This is a genomic window from Streptomyces sp. NPDC088350 (genome assembly GCF_044753545.1).
GTDB lineage: Bacteria > Actinomycetota > Actinomycetes > Streptomycetales > Streptomycetaceae > Streptomyces.
Genome location: NZ_JBIVNL010000001.1, coordinates 491,777 through 508,935, shown reverse-complemented (window position 1 = coordinate 508,935; position 17,159 = coordinate 491,777). Strand labels below are relative to the sequence as shown.

General features: G+C 69.7%; 16 protein-coding genes. 5 read left to right on the top strand and 11 right to left on the bottom strand.

Annotation, left to right across the window (positions count from 1 at the left end; all coding sequences use genetic code 11):
• Positions 1-103 precede the first annotated feature (103 nt).
• Positions 104-868 carry a prolyl oligopeptidase family serine peptidase gene (locus ACIQBL_RS02350; protein ID WP_401935816.1) on the top strand — a complete coding sequence of 255 codons (765 nt, stop codon included), beginning with the start codon at positions 104-106 and terminating at the stop codon, positions 866-868.
• A 94-nt stretch (positions 869-962) separates the two neighbouring features.
• On the opposite strand, the gene ACIQBL_RS02345 is transcribed toward ACIQBL_RS02350, so the two are convergent.
• Complete coding sequence (locus tag ACIQBL_RS02345; RefSeq protein WP_401935815.1) at positions 963-1,916, bottom strand: LysR substrate-binding domain-containing protein; 954 nt, start codon at positions 1,914-1,916, stop codon at positions 963-965.
• A 63-nt stretch (positions 1,917-1,979) separates the two neighbouring features.
• Between ACIQBL_RS02345 and ACIQBL_RS02340 the strand changes: the two genes are divergently transcribed.
• The gene (locus tag ACIQBL_RS02340; protein ID WP_401935814.1) at positions 1,980-3,257 is read left to right on the top strand and encodes an MFS transporter; all 1,278 of its coding nucleotides are present in this window, start codon (positions 1,980-1,982) and stop codon (positions 3,255-3,257) included.
• A 251-nt stretch (positions 3,258-3,508) separates the two neighbouring features.
• Positions 3,509-4,525, top strand: a complete 1,017-nt coding sequence (locus tag ACIQBL_RS02335) for a sigma-70 family RNA polymerase sigma factor (protein ID WP_401935812.1) — start codon at positions 3,509-3,511, stop codon at positions 4,523-4,525.
• On the opposite strand, the gene ACIQBL_RS02330 is transcribed toward ACIQBL_RS02335, so the two are convergent.
• Complete coding sequence (locus ACIQBL_RS02330) at positions 4,409-4,795, bottom strand: hypothetical protein (RefSeq protein WP_401935811.1); 387 nt, start codon at positions 4,793-4,795, stop codon at positions 4,409-4,411. The genes ACIQBL_RS02335 and ACIQBL_RS02330 overlap by 117 nt on opposite strands.
• 100 nt (positions 4,796-4,895) lie before the next feature.
• On the opposite strand from ACIQBL_RS02330, the gene ACIQBL_RS02325 reads away from it, so the two are divergent.
• Complete coding sequence (locus ACIQBL_RS02325) at positions 4,896-5,816, top strand: AEC family transporter (protein ID WP_401935809.1); 921 nt, start codon at positions 4,896-4,898, stop codon at positions 5,814-5,816.
• 119 nt (positions 5,817-5,935) lie between these two features.
• Here the strand turns inward: ACIQBL_RS02325 and ACIQBL_RS02320 are convergent, their stop codons facing one another.
• From ACIQBL_RS02320 to ACIQBL_RS02285, 8 genes are all read right to left on the bottom strand, one after another.
• Positions 5,936-7,219 (bottom strand): thymidine phosphorylase, encoded by a 1,284-nt coding sequence (locus ACIQBL_RS02320; RefSeq protein WP_401935808.1) that lies wholly within the window; start codon positions 7,217-7,219, stop codon positions 5,936-5,938.
• A gap of 86 nt (positions 7,220-7,305) precedes the next feature.
• Positions 7,306-7,716 carry a cytidine deaminase gene (locus ACIQBL_RS02315; protein ID WP_200712802.1) on the bottom strand — a complete coding sequence of 137 codons (411 nt, stop codon included), beginning with the start codon at positions 7,714-7,716 and terminating at the stop codon, positions 7,306-7,308.
• The gene (locus ACIQBL_RS02310) at positions 7,713-8,975 is read right to left on the bottom strand and encodes an ABC transporter permease (protein WP_401935806.1); all 1,263 of its coding nucleotides are present in this window, start codon (positions 8,973-8,975) and stop codon (positions 7,713-7,715) included. Before ACIQBL_RS02310 ends, ACIQBL_RS02315 begins: the two co-directional genes overlap by 4 nt.
• Positions 8,975-10,099, bottom strand: a complete 1,125-nt coding sequence (locus ACIQBL_RS02305; RefSeq protein WP_401935805.1) for an ABC transporter permease — start codon at positions 10,097-10,099, stop codon at positions 8,975-8,977. The genes ACIQBL_RS02310 and ACIQBL_RS02305 overlap by 1 nt, the downstream gene beginning before the upstream one ends.
• Positions 10,096-11,769, bottom strand: coding sequence for an ABC transporter ATP-binding protein (locus tag ACIQBL_RS02300; RefSeq protein WP_401937006.1), 1,674 nt, complete (start codon positions 11,767-11,769; stop codon positions 10,096-10,098). The genes ACIQBL_RS02305 and ACIQBL_RS02300 overlap by 4 nt, the downstream gene beginning before the upstream one ends.
• Before the next feature lie 224 nt (positions 11,770-11,993).
• Positions 11,994-13,052 (bottom strand): BMP family protein, encoded by a 1,059-nt coding sequence (locus ACIQBL_RS02295; protein WP_401935803.1) that lies wholly within the window; start codon positions 13,050-13,052, stop codon positions 11,994-11,996.
• Between the two features lie 202 nt (positions 13,053-13,254).
• A complete protein-coding gene (locus ACIQBL_RS02290; RefSeq protein ID WP_401937005.1) occupies positions 13,255-14,295 on the bottom strand; it encodes a BMP family protein in 1,041 nt (346 codons plus the stop codon).
• 288 nt (positions 14,296-14,583) lie between these two features.
• Complete coding sequence (locus ACIQBL_RS02285; protein ID WP_401935801.1) at positions 14,584-15,813, bottom strand: M20 family metallopeptidase; 1,230 nt, start codon at positions 15,811-15,813, stop codon at positions 14,584-14,586.
• Positions 15,814-16,107: 294 nt separating this feature from the next.
• On the opposite strand from ACIQBL_RS02285, the gene ACIQBL_RS02280 reads away from it, so the two are divergent.
• Positions 16,108-16,791, top strand: a complete 684-nt coding sequence (locus ACIQBL_RS02280; protein WP_401935799.1) for a methyltransferase domain-containing protein — start codon at positions 16,108-16,110, stop codon at positions 16,789-16,791.
• On the opposite strand, the gene ACIQBL_RS02275 is transcribed toward ACIQBL_RS02280, so the two are convergent.
• Positions 16,764-16,886, bottom strand: a complete 123-nt coding sequence (locus ACIQBL_RS02275; protein ID WP_401937002.1) for a DUF397 domain-containing protein — start codon at positions 16,884-16,886, stop codon at positions 16,764-16,766. The two genes, ACIQBL_RS02280 and ACIQBL_RS02275, sit on opposite strands and share 28 nt — an antisense overlap.
• Positions 16,887-17,159: the final 273 nt, after the last annotated feature.

Genomic DNA, 17,159 nt, shown 5'->3' with positions numbered 1-17,159 from the left:
TAACTCCTACGCGCGTAGATCACCCGTTGTACGAATCCGCCGATACGTAACGGTGACCGCGCGGAAGGGTGGCGTACACGCTCTCTTCTGACACTGTTCTGTCATGGCACAGCAAGCGACGCCGGTCAGGACGGCCCGGCTGGGGAGGGCGCTCGGCCCCGAACCGACCTCGGTGAGCGGCGTGGTGCTGCTGCTTCCCGGCGGTGACGAGGTCTCCGCGCGCCGGCCGTCCCCCATGATGGCGACGGCCTCCGTACGGACGTTGGGGCGCCGGCTGGCCCGTGCGGGCGCGGACGACGGGCTCGCCGCGCATGTCGTCCACTACCGCGTGCGCGGCTGGAACGGCAGCGAGGCGTATCTCGCGCACGACGCGACCTGGGCGGTCGACGAGGTCGTACGACGGTACGGGGACGTGCCCGTGTGTCTCACCGGGGTCGACATGGGCGGCCGTGCCGCACTGCGTTCCGCCGGGCACGAGGCGGTCAACTCCGTGGTGGCGCTGGCTCCTTGGCTGCCCGAACAGGATGTGGCCGCGCCACCCGAACCGGTGAAACAGCTCGCGGGGCGGCGGGTGCTGATCGTGCACGGCACGAACGACGAACGGACCGATCCCGAACTGTCGTTCCGGCTGGCGGCGCGGGCGAAGAAGGCGAACCGGGACATCTGCCGGTTCGAAGTGCATTCCGATGGGCACGGGTTGCATCAGCACCGGCAGGAAGTGCATGCGCTGGCTGAGGACTTCGTGATGGGGGCGTTGTTCGGGCGGGCGTTTTCCCGTCCCGTTGAGGATGCGCTTCAGGCTCCGCCGCCTTTGGGGTTGAGGATGCCCTTGGCTGCGGGGTTTGGGCGGTCGCTTCGTAGGGGTTGAGGGTTCGTTGCGGGGTGCGGGTGCGTGGGGCTGGGCGCGCCCACGCGGCGGAGCCGCAAATAGATACAGCCCCGCGCCCCTAGGGGGGATGCGCCTACGTGGGTAGCAAGTTGCCCCTTCTTGACAACAGGAACTGCTTGAAAGCTGCCACCGGGGGTGTGTCCGGGTGGCCGTCCAGCCATGCCACTCCGATCTCTCTTACGGCCCTCGGAGCCGTGACCGTCAGTTCTGCAACTCCCGGGCGGGGTACGGCTGGTGGGGGTAGGAGGGCTACGCCCAGGCCCGCTGCCACCAAGCCCCGCAGGGTCTCGGCCTCCTCCCCCTCGAAGGCCACCCGGGGCTTGAAGCCGGCCTCCTTGCAGACGTCGTCGGTGATGCGGCGGAGGCCGTAGCCCGGTTCCAGGGTGACGAAGGTTTCGTCGGCTGCTTCTGCGAGGCGGATTCTCCTTCTCGTCGCGAGGCGGTGGTCGGCGGGGACGACCAGGCGGAGTTTCTGTTCGTCGAGGCGGCGGGCGACCAGGTCGGGGGCGTCGGGGACCGGGGAGGTCAGGCAGAGGTCCAGCTCGCCCGCGCGGAGCCGCTCCAGCATGGCCTCGCCGTAGTTCTGGACGAGGCTGAAGCGGACGCGGGGGTGGTCGGCGCGGAAGGCGCGGATGAGGCCGGGGACGGTTTCCGAGCCGAGGGTGTGGAGGAAGCCGAAGGCGACCTTGCCGGTGGTGGGGTCGGCGTCGGCGCGGACCTCGTCGGCGGCCTTCTCGATCTCGGCGAGGGCGCGTTCGACGGAGGTGAGGAAGGTGCGGCCGGCGGGAGTCAGGGAGACCGTGCGGCCGATGCGGGCGAACAGGTCCACGCCCAGGTCCTGTTCGAGGCGGACCATCGCGCGCGACAGGGTGGACTGCGGAACCTGCATCTCCTGCGCGGCCCGGGTGACGTGTTCGGTGCGGGCGACGCCGGCGAAGTACGCGAGGCGGGGCGCGAGCAGCGCGACGATGTCTTCTGTGTCACCGGACGGCGACAGTCGGGCCTGTGAGCTGTACTGATGCACCATGGGAACGATTATGGCGTTTCCGTGCATTGGACGGATCAACGGGAGCGTACGTAGCTTCGAAACATGTCTCCCGCCGATACCGGGGCGTCCACCCTCGTGGCCGCCACGACCCCCGTCCCCGCCTCCGACTCACGGCTGACACCGGGTGGTCCCGGCTACCGCCGGATGAGCTTCGCGCTGTTCCTCGCGGGCGTGGCGACCTTCGCGCTCCTCTACTCCACGCAGGCCCTGCTGCCGCTGATCTCCTCCGGTTTCGGCGTGAGCGCGAGCGCGGCCAGCTGGACGGTGGCGGCGGCGACCGGCGGACTCGCGCTGTTCGTCCTCCCGATGAGCGCGCTGTCGGAGCGTTTCGGACGTCGTACGGTCATGACCGGGTCGCTGGTCGTCGCGGTGAGTATCGGGGTCCTCGTCCCCTTCGCGCCTTCGCTGGGCGCGCTGGTGGCGTTGCGGTTCCTCCAGGGGGCCGCGCTGGCGGGGCTGCCCGCCTCCGCTACGGCGTATCTGGCGGAGGAGGTCCGGCCGAAGGCGCTGGTCACGGCGATCGGCCTGTTCGTGGCCGGCAACAGCGTCGGCGGGATGAGCGGCCGGGTCATCACCGGCTGGGTCGCGCAGGAATGGGGCTGGCGGGCCGCCGTGGCGGTGATCGGCGTGATCGCGGTCGGCTGCGCGGTCGCCTTCCGCCTCCTGCTCCCCGCCCCGAAGCACTTCACCCCGGGCTCGCTGCGCCCGCGCGTCCTGGCCCGCACGGTCCGCGACCACCTCGCGAACCCCCTGCTGCGCCGCCTGTACGCGATCGGCGCCCTGTTCATGACGGTCTTCGGCGGCGTCTACACGGTGATCGGCTACCGCCTCACCGAGGCCCCTTTCTCCCTCCCCCAGGGCATCGTCGGCTCGATCTTCCTGGTGTATCTGGTGGGGACGGTGTCCGCGTCCACGGCGGGCCGGTTGGTGGGTCGGCTGGGGCGACGTGGCGCCCTGTACCTTGCGGGCGGTACGACGGCGACAGGCCTCCTGGTCTCCCTCTCCGACTCGCTGCCCCTGGTGCTGCTCGGCCTGGTGCTGATCACGGCCGGTTTCTTCGCGGGGCACGCGGTCGCGTCCTCGGCGGTCAGCAAGACGGCGACGACGGGGCGTGCGCAGGCGTCGGCGCTCTACCAGTCCGCGTACTACATCGGGTCCAGCACCGGCAGTACGGTCGGCGCGCTGGCGTTCCACGCGGGCGGCTGGGCCGGGACGGTGGGCGTGGGGGTCCTGGCGGTGCTGGGAGTCGTGACGATCACTGTGCTGGGGTCGCGGGCGGCCGGGGTGGAGCGGCGGGGGCTGGAGGGGGCGGCGGCCTGAGGGGTCTGTCGTACCGGGCGCTGTCCGGTACAGGGCGCGGCACTCCAGCCCGTCCGGCGTTTGAGGACGAGGCCCTTTCGGGGCCGATCGGGGGTCTGGGGGCGGAGCCCCCAGAGGACGCCCGCACCCGTACCGGGTGACCTGTAAACACCCTGACCTGCACTTTCATCCACTCCTCGCGCCATTGTCAGTGGGCTGCGCTACGTTTCGGGACAAGGGAACAACGGCCACAGGGGTGGGTGGGCGAGACCATGAGTGACGGCACTGCTACGACGACGGACCTCGACATCAGGCTGGAGAAGCACCGCGTCGAGCTGACCGGGTACTGCTATCGCATGCTCGGCTCCTCCTTCGAGGCCGAGGACGCGGTGCAGGACACGATGGTCCGCGCCTGGCGGAACTACGAGAAGTTCGAGGGACGGTCCAGTCTGCGTTCGTGGCTGTACCGGATCGCCACGAACGTGTGCCTGGACATGCTGTCCGCCGGCAACAAGCGGGCGCGCCCCGTCGACCTGAGCGACTCCACCCCGCTGGCGCAGGCCGCGCTGTCGCCCCGGCCGGACAACACATGGCTGGAGCCGATGCCGGACGCGCGCGTGCTGCCGACCGTCGAGGACCCGGCGGAGGCCGCGGTCGCCAAGGAGTCGGTGCGGCTCGCGTTCATGGCCGCCCTGCAGCAACTGCCGCCCAAGCAGCGGGCGGTGCTGATCCTGCGCGAGGTGCTGGCCTGGCGGGCGACCGAGGTGGCCGAACTGCTCGACACCTCGGTCGCGTCGGTCAACAGCGCCTTGCAGCGGGCCCGCGCGACCCTCGCCGAGCGGCACGAGAAGGCGGCCGACGCGGCCGTGTCCGACCCGCTCGACGAGGAGCAGCGGAAACTCCTGGAGCGGTACGTCGCGGCCTTCGAGGGCTACGACATGGCGGCGCTGACGGCGCTGCTGCACGAGGACGCCATCATGACGATGCCGCCGTTCGACCTGTGGCTGACCGGCCACGCGGACATCACGGGCTTCATGACGACGCTCGGCGCCGCCTGCGAGGGCTCGCGCCTGATCCCGGTGCGGGTGAACGGTCTGCCGGGCTTCGCCCAGTACAAGCCGGACCCGGAGGCGGGCGGCTTCAGCCCCTGGTCGGTCCAGGTGCTGGAGATCTCAGACGGCCGGCTCACCGGGTTCCACTTCTTCCTGGACACCAAGCGCTGGTTCCCGCTGTTCGACCTGCCCCTCCATCTCGAAGCGGATTCCGACCAGGTCGAGGAGGGCGCCTAGTCCGGGGGCGGGCTCGCGGAGCCGGATCCGGCCGCCGGCCCGCCGGGCGGTGAGTTCGAGGCGGGCCAGGACGTCGACGGTGCCGAGCGTGGGCGGCCCCGGCCCCACGACCTCGACGAGAACCACTCCCGCACCGGTCGCCGCCAGCAGCGCCCGCGCCTCGGCACACAGCCCCGCCGCCTCGTCAGGGGTGACGGGGCGGGCCGGCACGAGTACAGCGGGTGTCTTGGCGTCCACAATCGGTAGACCGGGTGGGTGGGCGTAACTCATCGGGGGCGACCGCCTAGGTTTGCTGTATGCCCCACGGATCAGCTCCGCCCTGGATACCCGACGGCCTCCCGCGCGCTACGGCAGCCGCCGAGGGGGTGCCGTGCAAGGGGTGTTGACCGGGTTCGCGGTCATCGGTGTGGTCATCGCGGTCGGGTATGTGATCGGGCTGCGCGGTTCCCTCGGCGAACACGGGCGGGACGTCCTGACGAAGCTGGCCTTCAATGTCGCGTCCCCGGCGTTGCTGTTCACGACCCTCGCGCGGGCCGATCTGTCGGTGGTCTTCTCCAGCCGTCTCCTGGTCACCGCGATGAGCACGGCCGCGGTGGCGGGCGTCTTCGTCGCGGTGGGCGTCGTCCGCAGCTGGGGTGTGGGCAGGACGACGATCGGCGCGCTCTGCTCCAGTTACGTCAACTCGGGCAACCTCGGCATCCCGATCGCGGTGTACGTGCTGGGTGACGCGTCCCTGGTCGCGCCGGTGCTGTTGTTCCAGCTCATCGGGGTCACGCCGCTCGCGCTCACGATCCTCGACCTGTCCGGCGGGGGCGAGAAGGGCCCCCTCTGGCTACGGCTCCTCACGCCGCTGCGCAACCCGGTCGCCCTCGGCTCGCTCGCCGGGGTGGCGGTGTCGGCGAGCGGTGTACACGTACCGGATCCGGTCATGGACCCGTTGACGCTGATCGGGAACATGTCGGTACCGGCGGTTCTGCTGGCGTTCGGGATCTCCCTGTGCGGCAGCGCGATGCCGGGGCGCGGTGCGGATCGGGGGCCGGTGCTGCTGTCGGTCGCCCTCAAGTCGGTGGGGCAGCCGGCCGTGGCGTGGGTGCTGGCCGCGGGTGTCTTTGGCCTGCACGGGGCGCGGCTGCTCGATGTGGTCGTGACCTCGGCGCTGCCGGCTGCGCAGAACCTGTACACGTACGCGAGTCGTTATCGCGTGGGGGAGGGGTTGGCTCGGGACTCGGTGTTGCTGTCCACGGTGCTGTCGGTGCCGGTGTTGGTGGTGGTGGCTGCGCTGCTTGGGTAGGTGCGGTCGTTTTTTGGCTGCGGGTGCGTTGTGGCTGGGCGCGCAGTTCCCCGCGCCCCCAAGGGCAGTAAGGGGGCCGGGATCAACAACCCAGCCCCCTGTCCCACCCCAACCACCGGTCAGGCGATGCGCTCCAGCACCACCGGCGACGCCGTGAACGACGTTCCCGTGGCGGCGATGTCGTAGGAGCCCTCTGTCGCCTCCAGGGCGTACTCGAAGCGCTCCGGCGTGTCCGTGTGGAGGGTCAGGAGGGGCTGGCCCGCTGTCACCGTGTCTCCCGGCTTGGCGTGCATTTCCACTCCCGCGCCCGCCTGCACCGGGTCCTCCTTGCGCGCACGCCCCGCGCCGAGGCGCCAGGCGGCGATGCCGATGTCGTAGGCGTCGAGGCGGGTGAGGACGCCGGAGGTCGGGGCCGTCACGACGTGCTGCTCGCGTGCCACGGGCAGCTTCGCGTCCGGGTCGCCGCCCTGGGCCGCGATCATCCGGCGCCACACGTCCATCGCGGAACCGTCGGCCAGGGCCTTCGCCGGGTCGGCGTCCTTCACGCCGGCCGCGTCGAGCATCTCGCGGGCCAGGGCGATGGTCAGCTCGACCACGTCCGACGGGCCGCCGCCCGCCAACACCTCGACGGATTCCCGGACTTCGAGGGCGTTGCCCGCCGTGAGGCCCAGGGGGGTCGACATGTCCGTCAGGAGCGCCACCGTCTTCACGCCGTGGTCCGTGCCCAGGCCCACCATCGTGGACGCCAGCTCCCGCGCGTCCTCGATCGTCTTCATGAACGCGCCCGTGCCGACCTTCACGTCCAGGACCAGGGAGCCCGTGCCCTCGGCGATCTTCTTCGACATGATGGACGAGGCGATCAGCGGGATCGCCTCCACCGTTCCCGTCACGTCCCGGAGTGCGTACAGCTTCTTGTCCGCCGGGGCCAGGCCGTCGCCCGCCGCGCAGATGACCGCGCCGGTGCCCTCCAGTACGGACAGCATCTCCTCGTTGGAGAGCAGGGCGCGCCAGCCGGGGATCGACTCCAGCTTGTCGAGGGTGCCGCCGGTGTGGCCGAGGCCGCGGCCGGAGAGCTGGGGGACGGCCGCGCCGCAGGCTGCCACCAGGGGCGCCAGGGGGAGCGTGATCTTGTCGCCCACGCCGCCCGTGGAGTGCTTGTCGGCCGTCGGGCGGGACAGGGACGAGAAGTCCATGCGCTCGCCGGAGGCGATCATCGCGGCGGTCCAGGTGGCGATCTCCCGGCGGTTCATGCCGTTGAGGAGGATCGCCATGTTGAGGGCGGCCATCTGGTAGTCGGCCACCTCCCCCCGGGTGTACGCGTCGATGACCCAGTCGATCTGCTCGTCGCTCAGTTCACCGCGGTCCCGCTTGGTACGGATGACGGAGATGGCGTCCATGGCCATGGCTTGGATTTCCTTCCGGACGTTCAGAAAGTGCGCGGCCCCCCTGAGCGCGTCACACAGGACAACTCAGAGGGGCCGCACGGGAGTTACCTGGTGAGATGGTCCGGCCCGAAGGCCTGCGGGAGCATCTCCGAGAGCGGCAGGACGCCCGCCGGTGTCTCCACCAGCAGACCCGGGCCGCCGAACTCGTACAGCAGTTGGCGACAACGGCCGCACGGGACGAGGATGTCGCCCTTGCCGTCGACACAGGTGAAGTGCGTCAGCCGGCCGCCTCCGGTGCGCTGGAGGTCGGACACGAGCCCGCACTCGGCGCACAGGCCGAGGCCGTAGGACGCGTTCTCGACGTTGCAGCCGGAGACCGTGCGGCCGTCGTCGACGCGGGCGGCGACCCCGACGGGGTAGCCCGAGTACGGCGCGTAGGCGTGGGACATCGCCTCCCGTGCCTCGGCGCGCAGTTCGTCCCAGTCGACGGCCAACTCGGCGGCGGGCGAGGTCACTTGCCCTGTCCCTTCCGGTACGGCAGGCCGTCCGCCTTCGGCATCCGCAGATGCTGCGCGGACAGCGAGAGCACCAGCAGGGTGACGATGTACGGGCTGGCGCCGACCAGTTGGGCCGGGACGGAGTCGGTGGTGGCGTACCAGACGAACATCAGGGCCGCGAGGACGGCGGTGATGCCGGCCGGGACGTACCGCTTCTTCCAGACCATGTAGGCGCAGCCCGCGACCAGCAGGAAGCCGAGCAGCAGGATCAGCGCGTGGACGTTGGTGGAGCCGCCGCGCAGGTTGAGGCTGTCGGTGTAGCCGAACAGGCCCGCGCCGAGGGCGAGTCCGCCCGGCATCCAGTTGCCGAAGATCATCGAGGCGAGGCCGATGTAGCCGCGTCCGCCGGTCTGGCCGTCGAGGTAGACGTTCGAGGCGACGATCGACAGGAAGGCGCCGCCGAGGCCGGCGAAGCCGCCGGAGATGATCACGGCGATGTACTTGTACTTGTAGACGTTGACGCCCAACGACTCGGCGGCCACCGGGTTCTCGCCGCAGGAGCGGAGGCGCAGGCCGAAGGCCGTGCGCCACAGGACCCACCAGGTGGCCGGTACGAGGGCCACCGCGACGACGGTGAGCGGGGAGAGGTCGGTGATGAGACCGCCGATGAGGCCCGCGAGGTCCGAGAGCAGGAACCAGTGCTTCTCGTTGAGCTTGTCCAGCCAGGTGGACAGGCCGGGGATGTCGAAGGTGCCCAGCGAGTCGATCGGCGGGGACTGCTTGGCGGAGCCCTGCTCGGTGTTGGCGAAGGTGAACTTCGACAGATAGCGGGTGGTGCCGAGCGCCAGGATGTTGATGGCGACACCGGAGACGATGTGGTTGACGTTGAACGTCACCGTGGCGACGGCGTGCAGCAGCGCGCCGAGGCAGCCGCCGATGATGCCGAAGACGACACCGGTCCACGGGCCCCACTGGTAGCCGGCCCAGGCGCCGAACCAGGTGCCGAGGATCATCATGCCTTCGAGGCCGATGTTGACGACGCCCGCGCGCTCGGCCCACAGCCCGCCGAGACCGGCGAGGCCGATCGGCACGGCGGCCCGCAGGGCGGTGGACATCTGGCCGGTGGACGTGATGCCGTCCGCGCCCGTGATCAGGCGGACGACCGACGTGAGGATCAGCGCGCCCGCGATGATCAGCAGGAGCACGGGGAGCGAGAAACGGCGCCCGCCCTTCCCGGGCTGCTGCGCCTGGGGCTTGGCGATGGTCGCGGTGGACATCAGGCCGCCACCTCCTTCTTCTCGGAGTTGTCGATCGCGGCGGCGGCGAGTTCCTCACCGACGCGCTTCTGCTGGCGGCGCAGACCCCAGGTGCGGACGACCTCGTACGAGATGACGACCGCGAAGACGATCAGGCCCTGCATGATCGTCGCGATCTCCTTCTGGTACGCGACCGGGGTCGCGTAGTCCAGGGCGGGAGACGCCTTGTCGAGGAAGGCCCAGAGGAGGGCGGCGAGTGCGATGCCGCCGGGGTTGTTGCGACCGAGGAGGGCGATGCCGATCGCGGTGAAGCCCAGGCCCTCGGGGAAGGTGAGGCTGTAGGTGTGGCTGTCGCCGAGCAGCAGCGGCAGACCGGCGAGGCCGGCGACACCGCCGGAGATCAGCATCGCGGTGAGCGTCATGCGCTTGGCGTCGACGCCGGAGGCCGCGGCGGCGGACTCGGACTCGCCGGTGGCGCGCAGGTCGAAGCCGAAGCGGGTGCGGTTGAGGACGAGCCAGTACAGGACGCCGATGATCACGGCGAGGAAGACCAGGCCGTAGATCTCGCCCACGTCCGAGCCCAGGTTGATGCCGGGGATCCAGCCGGACTTCTTCATGATGCCGGTCGTCATGTTGTTGCCGACCTGGACGCCCCACGTGTTGGTCTGCGTGAGGTAGAGGATCAGGCTGGTCGCGATCGCGTTGAGCATGATCGTGGCGACGACCTCGCTGACGCCCCGGGTGACCTTGAGGAGACCCGCGATCCCGGCCCAGAAGGCGCCGGTGAGGATCGCGACGAGCAGCAGCAGCGGCACCTGGAGGACGGCCGGCAGGCCCACGTGCGCGCCGACGACCGCGGTCATCACGGCGCCGAGGCGGTACTGGCCGTCGACGCCGATGTTGAACAGGTTCATCCGGAAGCCGAGGGCGACCGCCAGGGCGGCGATGTAGTACATCGACGCCTGGTTGATGATCAGCACCTGGACGTCCGAGTACCCGATCTGCTGGAGCATCAGGTTGTACGGCTCGATCGGGTTCTTGCCCGAGGCGAGCAGCACGACCGAGGTCAGCAGGATCGCCGCGACAAGCGCCATGACCGGGCCGGCCACGGCGAGGAGCACGCGCTCCTTGTCGAACTTCTTCATCGGGCCTCGTCCTCCGGGGCGGTGTCGTCGGCGCCGTCTTCTGCGGACTCTTCGACGTGTTCGAGGTGACCGGACGCGGCGCCGGTCATGGCCGAGCCGAGCTCCTCCGGTGTGACGGTGGCCGGGTCGGCGTCGGCGACCAGCCTGCCGTCGTAGATCACGCGCAGGGTGTCCGACAGGCCGATCAGCTCGTCCAGGTCGGCGGAGATCAGCAGTACGGCCAGGCCCTCGCGGCGGGCCTCGCGGATCTGGTCCCAGATCGCGGCCTGCGCGCCGACGTCCACACCGCGGGTGGGGTGGGCGGCGATCAGGAACTTCGGCTTGTGGCTCATCTCGCGGCCGACGATCAGCTTCTGCTGGTTGCCGCCGGACAGGGAGGCGGCGGTGACGTCGATGCCGGGGGTGCGGACGTCGTACTCCTCGACGATCCGGCGGGTGTCGTCCTGGGCGCCCTTGATGTCGAGCCAGATGCCCTTCGCATTCGGCTTCTCGGTGACGTGGCCGAGGATGCGGTTCTCCCAGAGGGGGGCTTCCAGGAGGAGGCCGTGGCGGTGGCGGTCCTCGGGGATGTAGCCGATGCCCTTTTCGCGGCGCTTGCGAGTGGCCCAGGGCGTGATGTCCTCGCCGAGGAAGCCGATGCTGCCGGAGTCGGCGTTCTTCAGGCCGATCAGCGCGTCGATCAGCTCGGTCTGGCCGTTGCCCTCGACGCCGGCGATGCCCATGACCTCACCGGCGTGGATGGTGAAGGTGACGTCGTCCAGGACGCGCTTGGCGGCGCCGCCGACGGCGAGGTCGCCGAGCAGTCCGCCGCCCGCGGGCTCGGACTCGGCACCGAGGGAGGCGCCGGCGGCGTACACGGTGAGGCCGTTGACCTCGATGACGGGCTTGTCGGTGACCGTCGACTCGGCGGTCTCCGGGGTGGGGAGTTCGCTGCCGACCATCATCTCGGCGAGCTGGCGGGGGGTCGTCGCGGAGGGGACGGCCGTGCCGACGGTCGTGCCGCGCCGGATGACGGTGATCTCGTCGGCGACGGAGAGCACCTCGCCCAGCTTGTGCGAGATGAAGATGACCGCGAGGCCCTCGGACTTCAGTTCGCGCAGGTTGCTGAAGAGGGCGTCGACCTCCTGCGGGACCAGGACGGCGGTGGGCTCGTCCAGGATCAGGGTGCGGGCGCCGCGGAAGAGGACCTTGAGGATCTCGACGCGCTGGCGCTCGGCGACGCCGAGGCTCTCGACGAGGACGTCCGGGCGGACGTTCAGGCCGTAGCGGTCGGAGATCTCCTTGATCTTCTTGCGGGCGCCGCCGCCGATGCCGTGCAGCTTCTCGCTGCCCAGGACGACGTTCTCCAGGACGGTGAGGTTGTCGGCGAGCATGAAGTGCTGGTGGACCATGCCGATACCGCGGGCGATGGCGTCGGCCGGGGAGGAGAAGGTGACGTGCTCGCCGTCGACGGCGATGGTTCCCTCGTCCGGCTTCTGCATGCCGTACAGGATCTTCATCAGGGTCGACTTGCCGGCGCCGTTCTCGCCGACGAGGGCGTGCACGGTGCCTTTTCGGACACTGAGGTGGATGTCGTGGTTGGCCACGACGCCGGGGAAGCGCTTGGTGATCCCGGCCAGCTCGACCGCGGTCGACTGTGCGGTGAGCGGAGGGCTGCTGGACGCGTCGATGGCGAACTCTCCTCGTGGAAAGGGGCCTCTCTACGCGCGTAGCGCCCCTGCTTTAAATAGTGCCCGGACCTGATCGGCTCTGTTCGGCATCCGATCCGTTCCGAGCATTCTGCCGCGCGAACGGGGCGCGGGGAGACATCCTCCCCACACCCCGTTCCGTGGCCGTAACGCTGTCATTACAGCGCTCTTTTGGCCATGGTCGTGACTGGCCTAAGACCCTCGGATCAAGAGGTCTTGACCGTGATCGAACCGTCCTTGATGCCCGCCTCGGCCTTCTTGAGCGCGGCCTGGAGGGTGGCGTTGTTCTTGAAGGTCGGGTTGGAGTCGGCCAGGCCGACCGCACCGTTGCTCAGCGAGCCGCGGATCTCGCCGCTCAGCGGCTTCTTGTCCTTGATGACGGACTTGGAGAGGTCGTAGACCGCGCCCGCGACGTTCTTCAGCGCCGAGGTGAGGATGTACGGCTTGTACTTCGCCAGCGCCGCCTGGTTGTACTGGTCGGAGTCCACGCCGATCGCCCACACCTTGTGCGCGGCGGCGGACTTGATGACGCCCTGGCCGGAGAGACCGGCGGCCGCGAAGACGACGTCCGCGCCGGCCTCGATCTGACCGTCGGCGGCGGCCTCGCCCTTGTCGGGGCTGGAGAAGCCACCCTGCGCGGCGGTCTGGGTCAGGTACTGCGCCTTGACCGTGACGCCCTTCTTGGTGTCCTTGACGCCCTGCTCGAAGCCCGCCTCGAACTTGTGGATCAGCGGGACGTCCACGCCGCCGATGAAGCCGACGGTGTTCGACTTGGTGGTCAGCGCGGCGGTGACGCCGGCCAGGTACGAGGACTGCTCCTCGTGGAAGACCATGTCGGCGACGTTGGAGGCCGTGATGGTGTTGTCGTCGATGATGCCGAAGGTGATCTTCGGGAACTTCGCGGCGGCTTCCTTGACGGCGGGGGCGTAGGCGAAGCCGACACCGATCACCGGGTTGTAGCCGGACCTGGCGAGGGTCTCCAGGCGCTGCACCTTGTCCGCGTCGGACTCGTTGTCCTGCGGCTCGACGTCACGGCCGCTGACGCCGAAGTCCTTCTCGGCCTTCTGCAGACCCGCGTAGGCCGCGTCGTTGAAGGACTGGTCGCCCTTGCCGCCGACGTCGTAGGCAAGGCCGATGCCCTTGGACGTGCCGGAGGAGCTGCTGCTGGAGCTGGACTCGCTGGACGAGCTGCCGCAGGCGGAGACGGTTACTGCAAGAGCTGCGGTTGCAACGCCTGCAACCGCGATTCGGGACACCCGGCGCATGGAACGAGACTCCTTCGTGCAAGCGCCCAAACCAGGCGCTGGTTCCGCCGCAGCGTAACGCGCGTAGACCAGACGGAAAACCCCATCTGTCCGGTCCGTTATAGAGCTGTGGCCACAGATGGTGGCCAGACTACGGACAGCGGTACGCCCCTTGCGGGAGGCAAGGGGCGTACCGCTGGAACGATGCCCTAAGGGCGTAGTCCTACTTGGTGTTGACGGTGATCTTGCCGTCGATGATGTCCTGCTTGGCCTTGTTCACCGCGGCGACGGCGGCGGTCATGGCCTTGTACTTCGGGTTGGTGTCGGAGAAGCCGACGCCGTCGTTGGAGAGGCCGTAGCGGATGACGCCGGTCTTGGGCTTGCCCTCGTAGACCGACTTCACCAGGTCGTAGACCGCGCCGCCGACGTTCTTGAGCGCCGAGCCGAGGATGGCGTCCTTGTACTTGGCGAGCGCCGCCTGCTGGTACTGGTCGGAGTCCACACCGATGGCCCAGACGCCCTTGGCGGAGGCCTCGGAGATGACGCCCTGGCCGGACAGACCGGCGGCGGCGTACAGGACGTCCGCGCCCGCGTCGATCTGGCCGCTCGCGGCGTCCTTGCCCTTGTCGGGGCTGGAGAAACCGCCCTGGGCCGCGGTCTGCGTCAGGTACTGCGACTCGATCTTGATCTTCGGGTTGACGGACTTGGCGCCCTGGTCGAAACCGGCCTCGAACTTGTGGATCAGCGGTACGTCCACGCCGCCGATGAACCCGATGTGGTTCTTCTTGGTCGCCTTGGCCGCGGCGACGCCCGCGAGGTACGAGGACTGCTCCTCGTGGAAGACGAGGTCGGCCACGTTGGCGGCCTGGTCCTGCTCGTCGTCGATGATCCCGAACGTGATGTTCGGGAACTTCGCGGCGGCCTCCTTGACGGCGGGCGCGTAGGCGAAGCCGACGCCTATCACCGGGTTGTAGCCGGCCTGCGCGAGGCTCTCCAGGCGCTGCACCTTGTCCGCGTCGGACTCGTTGTCCTGCGGCTCGATGTCACGGCCGGTGAGGTTGAACTCCTTCTCGGCCTTCTGGAAACCGGCGTAGGCCGCGTCGTTGAAGGACTGGTCGCCCTTGCCGCCGACGTCGTAGGCGAGGCCGATGCCCTTGCCGGTGTACTTGCCGGACGAGGACGACGAACTGCCACTGGCCTTGTTGGCATCCTTGCTGGAACTACCGCACGCGGTAGCGGCGAGGGCGATGACAGTGACGGCCACCGCTGCTTGGGAGAACTTCGTCCTCCGAGATGTCTGACGCACAGCAAGCACTCCTTCGTCCCCACGGCACCGTCACCGGACCGTTCCCCAACGCGCCGCCTCTGGTGGCGATTTCCGCGCACAGTAACGCGCGTAGACGGGGAGGGGAACGGGGTTTCTCCGCGCCGTTACCGGATCGTGCCGCCGCCGCGTTACGTTCACTCGCCAGCGGTTACACCCGGGTGACACAGGGGGACGTAGGGGTACCGAACGGGCACCCCTACGACCGCCCGGGCCGACGCGTTCCGGTCAGAGCGCCGCGTCGATCAGCGCGGCGGCGGTGAACAGCTCCACGCCGACGGTGATCGCGGACTCGTCGGCGTCGAAGTCGCCCTGGTGGAGGTCGCGCACGGTCCGCTCCCCCGGGGTCCGCACGCCCAGCCGGGCCATGGCGCCGGGCACGTGCTCCAGGTACCAGGAGAAGTCCTCGCCGCCCAGGCTCTGCGCGGTGTCCTCGACGGAGAGCGGCCCGCGGCGCGCCACCATGGCGTCCCGCAGCAGCTCGGTGACGAGCGCGTCGTTGACCACGGGCGGCACCCCGCGCACGTAGTTGATCTCGGACTTGGCCCGGTACATCCCGGCGACCTCGTCGATCGCCGCGTGCACGATGTCGGGCGCCTGCCGCCAGGCGTCGAGATCGAGACACCGTACGGTGCCCGACAGCTCGGCGTGCTGCGGGATCACGTTGGGGGCGTGGCCCGACTCGATCCGGCCCCAGGTCACGGAGACCCCGCTCCGCGCGTCCATGCGGCGCGAGACGAGCGCGGGTACGTCGGTGGCGACCCGGGCGGCGGCGGTGACCAGGTCGGTGGTGAGGTGCGGCCGGGCGGTGTGCCCGCCGGGCCCGTCCAGGGAGACCTCCAGCCGGTCGCAGGCGGAGGTGATGGGCCCCACCCGCAACCCGATCCTCCCGCTGTCCACCTTGGGGTCGCAGTGCACGGCGATGATCCGCCCGACCCCCTCCAGCACCCCGCACTCGATGGCGTCGGTGGCACCGCCGGGCAGGACCTCCTCGGCGGGCTGGAAGAGCAGCCGTACCGGCCGGGGCAGCAGCCCCTGCTCGTGCAGCCGGGCGAGCACGAGACCGGCGCCGAGCACCACGGTGGTGTGGATGTCGTGACCGCAGGCGTGGGCGCGGTCGGGCACGGTGGAGCGGTACGCGCACTCACTCTTCGTGTCCGGGATGGGCAGCGCGTCGATGTCGGCGCGCAGCGCGAGCACGGGTACGCCCGTGTCGCGGGGTCCGATGTCACAGACGAGCCCGGTGCCGATGGCGAGGACGCGCGGCGCGAGACCGGCCTGCTCCAGCCGTGCCTTGATCGCGGCGGTGGTCCGGAACTCCTGGTTGCCCAGCTCGGGATGCATGTGCAAGTCGCGCCGGAACGCGACGAGTTCGGCACGCAGGGCCTCGGGCAGGGTGCCCGGGAGCACATTCCCGGCGGATTCGCCCTCGGACTCTGCCTCGGACTCTGGTGACATCAATTGCTTCACCCTCTGAAGGGTAGGGCGCCCGGGTGGTCAACTGACCCTCGATCAACAAAAGTTCAACCCGTTAGTCGAAGAAAATCTGACCGCCGACCGCATAGCCGCATGCTGAGATGGGTAAACTTCCCGCTCCTTCTGGAATACCACGCCCCACCACAGTCCAGCCTGCACCGTCCGCATCCCGGAATCCTCACGGCCACGCGACGGTACGGCTACACAGCGTGTCCGGATCTGATACTGGCGGGAAGCGGCCCCTCGACCCGCGAGCCCTTGCTAAGGTCCGCCGCCGTGACCGACCCGAACGCGGATCTCGCCGCGGACTTCATCGAGACCACCCGTTCCTCCTACGACGCGATCGCGCCCGCGTACAGCGCCGAGCACCCCGACGGCCTGGGCGACGGCCCTCTCGAAAGCGCCCTGCTGAACGCCTTCGCGGAACTCGTCCGTACGGCGTCGGGCACGGCACCGGTGGCCGACGTGGGCAGCGGCCCCGGATATGTGACGGCGCGCCTGAACGCCCTCGGCCTCCCGGCCTTCGGCATCGACATCTCCCCGCACATGGTGGCGCTGGCCCGCGAGGCGCATCCCCGACTCCGGTTCCAGGTGGGCTCGATGACGGCCCTGGACATACCGGACGAGACCCTCGGCGGCGTGCTCGCCCTCTACTCGACGATCCACATCCCGGACGACCGCCTGCCCGGCGTCTTCGCCGAGTTCCTCCGGGTCCTGCGTCCCGGCGGCCACGTACTCCTCGCCTTCCAGGCCTCGGACGGCGAGCACATCCACATGACGGAGCGCTACGGCCTGGACATCTCCCTCGACTACTACTTCCGGACTCCGGGAGAGGTCGCCGGGTTCCTCACGGAGGCGGGGCTGACGCTGGACGCGCAGGTGCGGGTGGAGCCGCGGGGGGCTCAGAGGTGGGGGCGGGCTTTCGCGCTGGCTCACAAGCCGGTGGAGGTTGCGGGGTAGCGGTCGCCTTTCAGGGCGTCGACGAAGGCAGAAAAGGCTGCGGCGGGGACGGTAAGGAGGGCGCCGGCCGGGACTTTGGAGTCCCGGCCGGATATGCAGGGGTGCCGATGGACGACCTCTACGCAGGCGCCCTGCGGAAGAGCGCTCGGTAGCGGTTGAGCTGGGCCTCGGAGTCAATGAAAACGGGGCCGTTGGGGCCGTCGCGCACCACGGTGTCCATCGTGGAGACAGGGCCACCCGCGTACACCATGGCACTCCCCGCCCCGCCAAAGCCGTTCAGGTCGAAGGGAATCGACGGTGAGGACTTCCTGCTCGCCATTGAGGCGCAGTCGGACAAGAAGGAGGCGAAAGCGGCGAGTTGGGCGTAC

What these genes read in the sequence shown, in the direction of transcription:
- ACIQBL_RS02350 (WP_401935816.1), top strand. Translation starts at nt 104, where the DNA reads ATGGCACAGCAAGCGACGCCGGTCAGGACGGCCCGGCTGGGGAGGGCG.
- ACIQBL_RS02345 (WP_401935815.1), bottom strand. Translation starts at nt 1,916, where the DNA reads ATGGTGCATCAGTACAGCTCACAGGCCCGACTGTCGCCGTCCGGTGAC.
- ACIQBL_RS02340 (WP_401935814.1), top strand. Translation starts at nt 1,980, where the DNA reads ATGTCTCCCGCCGATACCGGGGCGTCCACCCTCGTGGCCGCCACGACC.
- ACIQBL_RS02335 (WP_401935812.1), top strand. Translation starts at nt 3,509, where the DNA reads ATGAGTGACGGCACTGCTACGACGACGGACCTCGACATCAGGCTGGAG.
- ACIQBL_RS02330 (WP_401935811.1), bottom strand. Translation starts at nt 4,795, where the DNA reads ATGAGTTACGCCCACCCACCCGGTCTACCGATTGTGGACGCCAAGACA.
- ACIQBL_RS02320 (WP_401935808.1), bottom strand. Translation starts at nt 7,219, where the DNA reads ATGGCCATGGACGCCATCTCCGTCATCCGTACCAAGCGGGACCGCGGT.
- ACIQBL_RS02310 (WP_401935806.1), bottom strand. Translation starts at nt 8,975, where the DNA reads ATGTCCACCGCGACCATCGCCAAGCCCCAGGCGCAGCAGCCCGGGAAG.
- ACIQBL_RS02305 (WP_401935805.1), bottom strand. Translation starts at nt 10,099, where the DNA reads ATGAAGAAGTTCGACAAGGAGCGCGTGCTCCTCGCCGTGGCCGGCCCG.
- ACIQBL_RS02295 (WP_401935803.1), bottom strand. Translation starts at nt 13,052, where the DNA reads ATGCGCCGGGTGTCCCGAATCGCGGTTGCAGGCGTTGCAACCGCAGCT.
- ACIQBL_RS02285 (WP_401935801.1), bottom strand. Translation starts at nt 15,813, where the DNA reads ATGTCACCAGAGTCCGAGGCAGAGTCCGAGGGCGAATCCGCCGGGAAT.